Here is a 7,403-nt window from a genome sequence, read left to right on the forward strand (position 1 = left end):
CGGCCGTCTGGCGGGCGACCGGCTGGGACGACCCCCGGGTGGCGGCGCTGCGCGCGGCCATGGACGCCGAGGTCGGGCCGCGCTACGCCCCGCCCGGCGGCGGCCCGCGCCGCCGGCCCCCGGCCCCGGCCGCGGACGAGGTGCTGGTCACCTGGCTGGCCCTGGTGGACGGCGAGCCCGCGGCCACCGCGAGCCTGCGCCGCCTGGCCCACCCCGGTCAGCCGGTGCACCACGAGGTCAAGCGCGTCTACGTGCACCCCGAGCACCGCCGGCACGGCCTGGCCGCCGCCGCCCTCGCCCGCGTCGAGGGCTCCGCGCGGGCCGCCGGCCTGGACCGGCTGCTGCTGCAGACCGGCCGGCTCCAGCCGGAGGCCCTCGCCCTGTACCAGCGCGAGGGCTGGACGCCGGTGGACCCCTACCCGCCCTACGACGCCCTCCCGCACAGCCGCTGCTTCGCCAAGCAGCTGTGAACCCCCGCCCCGAACACCACCGCAGGAGAGAGAGCACCCCGTGAGCACCGACAACACTTCGCGCCGCACGGTCCTGACCGCGCTGGGCGCGGTCGCCGCCGCCGCACCGCTGGCGGCCTGCGGCGGCGCCGCCTCCGGGTCGGGCGCGGGGGAGGGGGCGCAGGCCGGCGGGGACGTCGTCTTCCTCATCGACTCCCTCGGCGACACCTGGATCCCCAACAACAGCGCGATCTCCAGCTTCCAGGGCAACGTCTGGGGGCACGTGACCGACAAGCTCGTCCACGTCGACGCCGACGGGCAGGTCAGCCCGTGGATCGCCGAGCGCTGGGAGCAGAACGCCGACGCCACCGAGTTCACCCTGCACCTCAAGAGCGGGGTCACCTTCTCCGACGGCACCGCCCTGGACGCCGAGGCCGTCGTGGCGAACCTCGACCACTGGGCCAGGGGCCGCCCCGAGGCCGGCATCAACCCCATCGGCCTGTTCCCCAAGACCTACGCCGCCGCCTCGGCGGCCGACGCCACCACCGTGGTCGTCGAGTTCGACGCCCCGACCCTGGGGTTCATCCCGACCCTGGGCTACCACGGCTCCATCCTCGTCTCCCCGGCGACGATCGCCCTGAGCGCCGAGCAGCAGGCCGACCTCTCGCAGGACATCGGCAGCGGCCCGTACGTCGTGCGGTCGTGGAAGGAGGGCGACAACGTCGTCCTCGCCCGGCGCGAGGACTACGCCTGGGGGCCGCAGGCCCTGGGCCGCACCGGCCCGGCGACCCTGGACTCGATCACCTACAAGATCGTCAAGGAGTCCTCGCTGCGCACGGCGACGCTGCAGTCCGGGCAGGCCGACGTCGCCTACAACGCCACCCCGCAGGAGCTGGCCTCTCTGCAGGAGGCCGGTCTCGAGGTCGCCGTGCCGCGCTACCTCGGCTTCGCCCACGGCTACCGCCTCAACGCCTCGGTCGCGCCCTTCCAGGACGTCCGCGTGCGCCAGGCGTTCCAGCACGCGATCGACCGCGAGGAGATCCTCTCCACCGTCTACACCCCGGACTGGCAGGCAGCGCAGTCGTTCCTGCAGAGCAACGTCCCCGAGGCCACCGACCACTCCGCGGAGTTCGCCTTCGACGCCGCCCTGGCCGGGCGGCTGCTGGACCAGGCCGGCTGGGTGCCCGGCGCCGACGGCAAGCGCGCCAAGGACGGGCAGCCGCTGGCGGTGACGCTGTACCCGAACCCGTACCTGGTCACCTCCCAGGCCATCGACGAGCTCGTGGCCCAGCAGCTCGGCGCGGTCGGCTTCACCGTGGACCTGCAGCTCTACGACGTCGTCACCTACGGCGAGCGCGTCACGGGCAACAAGACACTCTCCAACTACGAGGTGACCCGCAGCTTCATCGACGTCGGCACCGTGGCGAGCATCCTCACCAGCGCGAACGGCGGCGAGGACTGGTTCGGGCTCGGCGAGGGCGACGAGACGCTGAACCAGCTGCGCGACGCCGTCGCCGGCGCCGTCGACCTCGACACCCGCGCCGCGGCCGTCGACCAGCTGCAGCAGCACGTCCTGGAGCAGGGCCTGTACGTCCCGCTGGAGCAGATCGTGCAGCGCATCTACGCGCAGACCGCGCGGCTCAAGGGCGTCACCTACAACGGCGTCGCCTACGCCAACTACTACACCGCGCACCTGGACGGCTGAGCGCCGTGGACCGCGGGTACCTCGGTTTCGCCGCCCGGCGCGTCGGGCAGGCCCTCGTCGTCGTGCTGCTGGCCTACGTGGTGACGTTCGTCGTCATCAGCGTGCTGCCCGGCGACCCGGTGACGAACACGCTGCGCAACCCGGAGAACGGGTTCACCGAGGCCGACGTCGCGCGCATCGTCGCCTACTACGGCCTCGACCAGCCGGTGCTCGTGCAGTTGTGGGAGTCGCTGTCGCGGTTCGCCACCGGCGACCTCGGGGTCTCGCTGCGCAGCAACCTGCCGGTGTCGCAGACCATCGGCGACGTCCTGGGCTCCACGGCCGTGCTGGCGGCCGCGGCGCTGGCGGTGGCCGTGGCGCTCGCGGTGCTCATCGCGTTCGGGACGCAGTACCTGCCCGTGCGCGCGCAGGGGGTCCTGCGGGCCCTGCCCTCGCTGTTCCTGTCGGTGCCGAACTTCGTCATCGGCCTGGTGCTCATCCACGTCTTCGCGCTGCAGCTGGGCCTTTTCCGCGTCATCTACCCCGACTCCGCCTGGGCGACGTCCTTCGCCGCCCTGGCGCTGGGCATCCCGGTGTCGGCGCAGCTGGCCGAGGTGCTCACCGCCGGCCTGGACCACGAGTCCCGCCAGGAGTACGCCTCCGTGGCGCGCTCGCGCGGGCTGGGCCGCACGCGGCTGCTGCTGCGCCACCTGCTGCGCCCCTCCTCGCTGCCGGTGGTCACCGTCCTGGCCCTGACGGTCGGGGAGCTGCTCGGCGGGGCTCTCATCACCGAGACCATCTTCGGGCGCACCGGCATCGGCAGCCTCGTGGAGTCCTCGGTGACCACGCAGGACCTGCCCGTCCTGCAGGCCGTCGTCTCCCTGGCCGCCGTCGTCTTCGTCGTCGTCAACCTCGTCGCCGACCTGGTCCACCCGCTGCTGGACCCGCGGGTCCGCAAGCCCCCGACCCGTCCGTCCGCCGAGCGCGAGGTGCTCGCGCAGGAGGTGAGCACCCCGTGAGCGGAACCGTCACCGCCGTCCGCGCCGCCGCGCCCGCACCCGGGCGGCGCGGCCCCCGGCGGCGCGGTGCGGCGCTCCCGCCGCCGACCGTCGTGCTGTCCCTGATCGTCCTGGCGGTCGTGGTGGCCTGGTCGCTGGCGCCCGGCCTGTTCACCGGCCAGGACCCCGTGGCCGGCGTGACCTCGCAGAAGCTGCTGGGGCCCAGCGCGGCGCACTGGTTCGGCACCGACCACCTCGGGCGGGACGTGTTCGCGCGCGTCGTGCACGGCACCGCCTCCTCGGTCAGCAGCGCCCTGGTCGCGGTCGTCATCGGCGTCGTGGTGGGCGGTGCCGTCGGCCTGCTCGCGGGGTTCCTCGGCGGCCTCGTCGACGTGGTCCTGGCCAGGGTCGTGGACGTGCTGCTGGCCATCCCCAGCTTCCTGCTGGCGGTCATCGTCGTCAGCTCCCTGGGGTTCCGCACCATCAACGCAGCCGTGGCCACCGGCGTCTCCGCCGTCGCGGTCTTCGCCCGGGTGATGCGCTCGGAGGTGATCAGGACCCGCCGCTCGGTGTTCGTCGAGGCGTCCTTCCTGCAGGGCGGCTCGCGCACCCACGTCCTGCTGCGCCACGTGCTGCCCAACGCCTCGCGCACCGTGCTGGCGCTGGCCGTGCTGCAGTTCGGGCTCTCGATCCTGGTGATCGCCGGGCTGGCGTTCCTGGGGTACGGGGACCCGCCGCCGGCCTCGGACTGGGGGTTGCTCGTCTCCGCCGGCAAGGACTACCCGACCGCCCCGTGGCTGGTGTACGCCCCCGCCGCGGTCACCATCGCCACCGTCCTGTCCGTCAACCGCACCAGCCGCTGGCTGCGCGGCACCGGCTGACCCACCAGCAGGACCACCGTGTCGAACACCCCGCCGCTGCTGCGGGTCCAGGGCCTGTCGGTCGCCTACGACCGCACCGAGGTCGTCTCCGACGTCTCCTTCTCCCTGCCGCGCGGCGGCAGCCTGGCCCTCATCGGCGAGTCCGGGTCGGGCAAGTCCACGATCGCCCGCTCCGTGCTGCGGCTGCTGCCCGCCGGCACCGCCCGCGCCCGCGGCGTCGTCGAGGTGGGGGGCACCGACGTGCTCGGCCTGAGCGAGCGCCGGTTCCGGCCGCTGCGCGGGCGCACCCTCGGCTTCGTGCCGCAGGACCCGGCCAACGCCCTCAACGCCGTGCGCACCATCGGCGCGCAGGCGCAGGAGGCCGCCGCGCTCACGGGGGAGCGCGACGCGCGGGCCCGGCGCGAGCTGGTCCTGGAGACGTTCTCGCGGGTGGGCCTGCGCGAGCCTCGGCGCGTGTACGACGCCCACCCGCACCAGCTGTCCGGTGGCATGCTCCAGCGCGTCCTCATCGGGCTGGCGGTGCTGCCGCGCCCGGCGCTGCTGGTGGCCGACGAGCCGACGAGCGCCCTGGACGTCACCGTGCAGCGCCGCGTCCTGGACCTGCTCACCGGGCTGCGCGCCGACCTCGGCATCGGGCTGCTGCTGATCACCCACGACCTCGCCGTCGCCGCCGAGCGCGCCGAGCAGATCGTCGTCCTGCGGGGCGGCAGGGTGCAGGAGTCCGGCCCGACCGCGCAGGTGTTCTCGGCGCCGCGCACGCAGTACGCCCGCGCGCTGCAGGCCGACGTGCCGGCGCTGAACCCCGACCGCCACCGCCTGCCGCTCCCGGCCCGCGCCCCTGCGGCCGCGGCGCCGGCGGGCGCGGCGCCGAAGATCGAGGTCCGCGACGTCGTGAAGTCCTTCCCCGGCGCGGGCGCCCCGGCCGTGGACGGGGTCTCCTTCTCCGTCGCCGCCGGCACCACGCACGCGCTCGTGGGCGAGTCCGGCTCGGGCAAGACCACGACCGTGCGGCTGCTGCTGGGTCTGGACGCGCCCGACACCGGCGAGGTGCGCGTGGCCGGCGAGCGCCTCGACGGGCGCTCGCACGAGCAGCTGCGCACCGCGCGGCGGCACCTGCAGCTCGTGTACCAGAACCCCTTCACCTCGCTGGACCCCACGTGGCGCGTGGACCGGATCGTGCGCGAGCCCCTGGACCGCTACCGGGTGGGCGAGCGCGCCGGGCGCGAGGAGCGCGTGCGCGAGCTGCTCGCCCGCGTCGGGCTCGACGAGCGCCTGGCCCGGCGCCGCCCCTCGGCCCTCTCCGGCGGCCAGCGCCAGCGCGTGGCCATCGCCCGCGCCCTGGCCCTGGAGCCGGACGTGCTCGTGCTCGACGAGCCGACGTCCGCGCTCGACGTGACGGTCCAGGCCGGCATCGTCGACGTGCTCGTCACCCTCCAGCGCCAGCTCGGGCTGACCTACCTGTTCGTCTCGCACGACCTGGCCCTCGTGCGCCAGTTCGCGGACACCGTCACCGTCCTGCGCGCCGGGCGCGTGGTGGAGAGCGGCACCGTCGAGGCGGTCTTCACCGACCCCAGTGAGGAGTACACGCGCGCGCTGCTGCGGGCCGTGCCCCGCCCGCTGGGCGTCGTGCCCCGCCAGCCGGGCGCACCGGCGCCGGCGCCGGCACCGACGGCCGGGTGATCCGCGGCGGGCGTTCGCGCCCCGTGACGTCGCCGGGTCGAGGTGACGGCAGCCGGGGGTCGCCGGGGTCAGCGCTGGTTCCCCGCGCGCAGCCAGGCGATGTGGTCGGCATCAGCTGCGGCGGTGTCGCAGCGGGGCCCGAACCCGGTGCCCTCGCGCAGGCGGGTGGTCTCCAGCCAGCCCACCGGGCCGGCTCCGCCGGGGGAGTTCGCACTGGAGGTCCGGCTCGACGGAGGTGATCGCGGTGACGACGTCGGCGTTGCTCGCGGCGCGACGAGCCCCGACAGGTCGGCTTCGCCGCGCCGGGCTGCGGCGTGGGCCAGCGAGGGGGCGGCGAAGACCGGGTCGGGCAGGTGACCGCCGGGACCCCAGGTGCCGCAGGTGCGTGCGTTGACGATCCCCACGTCGGTCACGTCGGAGAGGTGGCCGGCGAGGAGCTCGTGATCTCCTCGAACGTCGGGATGGCGTGGGAGCGCCCGAAGGGGATCGGCACCTCTTCGGTCAGCGCGCCTTCGGAGGCGAAGCCGTGGACGCCGATGGTGCTGGCGGTCACGACACGGGGCGCGCCCCAGGCCCGCACGGCGCGGACGATGACGAGGAACGACTCCAGGGACGCTCCCGCGGCCCGGACCGGGCCGGCGTCGGTCAGCGTCCACGGCAGGGCGACGGCGAGGTGCACGATCCCGGTGATCGGGTGCTGCCGTCCCACGGCGAGCGGGGCGTCGTCGCGAGCCCCGGCCGCACCAGGAGCCAGGCCGTCGCCCGCCCGGGACGCGCCGCTGGCGGTGGCGGCCGGGCCCGCGTCCTCGGGGAGCGGGTCCGCGCCGGGGCTCAGTCGGTCTCGGGCAGGCCCGGGGGGTTGACCCGCGACTGCGGCACCGCCTCGTCGGCGAGGTTCCAGCGCTCCAGGGTCTGCGCGTAGGCGCCCTCGGCGATGAGGTGGTCGATCGCCTCCGCCAGGGCCTGCACGAGGCCGTTGCCCTTCTGCGTCGTGGCCGCGATGTCGGCCTGGACCGTCCCGCCGCCCGGCACGAGACCGACGATCTTCGTGTCGCCGGCGACGAGCGCGTGGTAGGCGGCCGTGGGGTTGGGCCCGAAGCTGGCCTGGATGCGGCCGGACTTCAGCGCCAGGTAGGTGTCGGAGGCCTGCTGGTAGTACTGGATGGTCACCGGCTCGCGCCCGGCCGCGGTGTTCTGCGCGTCCCAGTCCAGCAGGACCTTCTCCTGGTTGGTGCCCGAGCCGACCGAGACGGTCAGGCCGGCGACGTCCTCCGGGCCGTCGATCGAGGTGATCCCCGAGTCCGCGGGCACCTCCCACGCCAGGGTGTCCACGCGGTAGGAGGCGAAGTCGTACTTCTCCTTGCGCTCCTCCGTGACGGTGATGTTCGAGAAGCCGACGTCGTACTGCCCGGACTCCACCGACAGGAAGAGGTTCTCCCAGGAGGTGGTCTGCAGGTCCGGTTCGAGGTCGAGGACCTGCGCGACGAGCAGCGCGAGGTCGGGTTCGATGCCGATGACGGTCTTGTCGTCGTCGGCGCGGAAGCTCAGGGGCGGGTTGCCGTTGCCGGTGGTGCCGATGACGAGCGTGCCGCGCTCGCGGATCGCCGCGGGGACCTTCACGGCGATCTCCGGCACGGCCGCCACGGTCAGGCGGCCGGGCTGCGCGGCGCTGGTGTCCACCCCGCCGGCCGCGGCGGTGGGGGAGGCGGGG

General features: G+C 74.8%; 8 protein-coding genes. 5 read left to right on the top strand and 3 right to left on the bottom strand.

Going from position 1 to position 7,403, the window contains the following annotated elements:
- The 5 genes from GTR00_RS10290 to GTR00_RS10310 all read left to right on the top strand — a co-directional run.
- The coding region (locus tag GTR00_RS10290) for a GNAT family N-acetyltransferase (protein WP_166611535.1) at nt 1-470 on the top strand (470 nt) is incomplete at its 5' end.
- Nucleotides 471-510: 40 nt separating this feature from the next.
- Entirely contained in the window at nt 511-2,154 is a 1,644-nt protein-coding gene (locus tag GTR00_RS10295) for an ABC transporter substrate-binding protein (protein WP_166611536.1), read from the top strand.
- A 5-nt stretch (nt 2,155-2,159) separates the two neighbouring features.
- Nucleotides 2,160-3,152: an ABC transporter permease gene (locus GTR00_RS10300; protein WP_166611537.1), complete on the top strand. Its 993-nt coding sequence runs from the start codon at nt 2,160-2,162 to the stop codon at nt 3,150-3,152.
- Nucleotides 3,149-4,012: an ABC transporter permease gene (locus tag GTR00_RS25745; protein ID WP_166611538.1), complete on the top strand. Its 864-nt coding sequence runs from the start codon at nt 3,149-3,151 to the stop codon at nt 4,010-4,012. The genes GTR00_RS10300 and GTR00_RS25745 overlap by 4 nt, the downstream gene beginning before the upstream one ends.
- 18 nt (nt 4,013-4,030) lie before the next feature.
- On the top strand, nt 4,031-5,692 hold the full coding sequence (locus tag GTR00_RS10310) for a dipeptide ABC transporter ATP-binding protein (RefSeq protein WP_166611539.1): 1,662 nt from the start codon (nt 4,031-4,033) through the stop codon (nt 5,690-5,692).
- Between the two features lie 68 nt (nt 5,693-5,760).
- On the opposite strand, the gene GTR00_RS22960 is transcribed toward GTR00_RS10310, so the two are convergent.
- From GTR00_RS22960 to GTR00_RS10320, 3 genes are all read right to left on the bottom strand, one after another.
- Entirely contained in the window at nt 5,761-6,105 is a 345-nt protein-coding gene (locus GTR00_RS22960; protein WP_205705491.1) for a hypothetical protein, read from the bottom strand.
- On the bottom strand, nt 6,102-6,401 hold the full coding sequence (locus GTR00_RS22965; protein WP_205705492.1) for an NAD(P)-dependent oxidoreductase: 300 nt from the start codon (nt 6,399-6,401) through the stop codon (nt 6,102-6,104). Before GTR00_RS22965 ends, GTR00_RS22960 begins: the two co-directional genes overlap by 4 nt.
- A 122-nt stretch (nt 6,402-6,523) precedes the next feature.
- Nucleotides 6,524-7,403 (bottom strand): ABC transporter substrate-binding protein (locus GTR00_RS10320; protein ID WP_166611540.1); only part of this gene is annotated, 880 nt, incomplete at its 5' end.

It is taken from the genome of Kineococcus indalonis (genome assembly GCF_009906395.1).
Taxonomy (GTDB): Bacteria; Actinomycetota; Actinomycetes; order Actinomycetales; family Kineococcaceae; genus Kineococcus; species Kineococcus indalonis.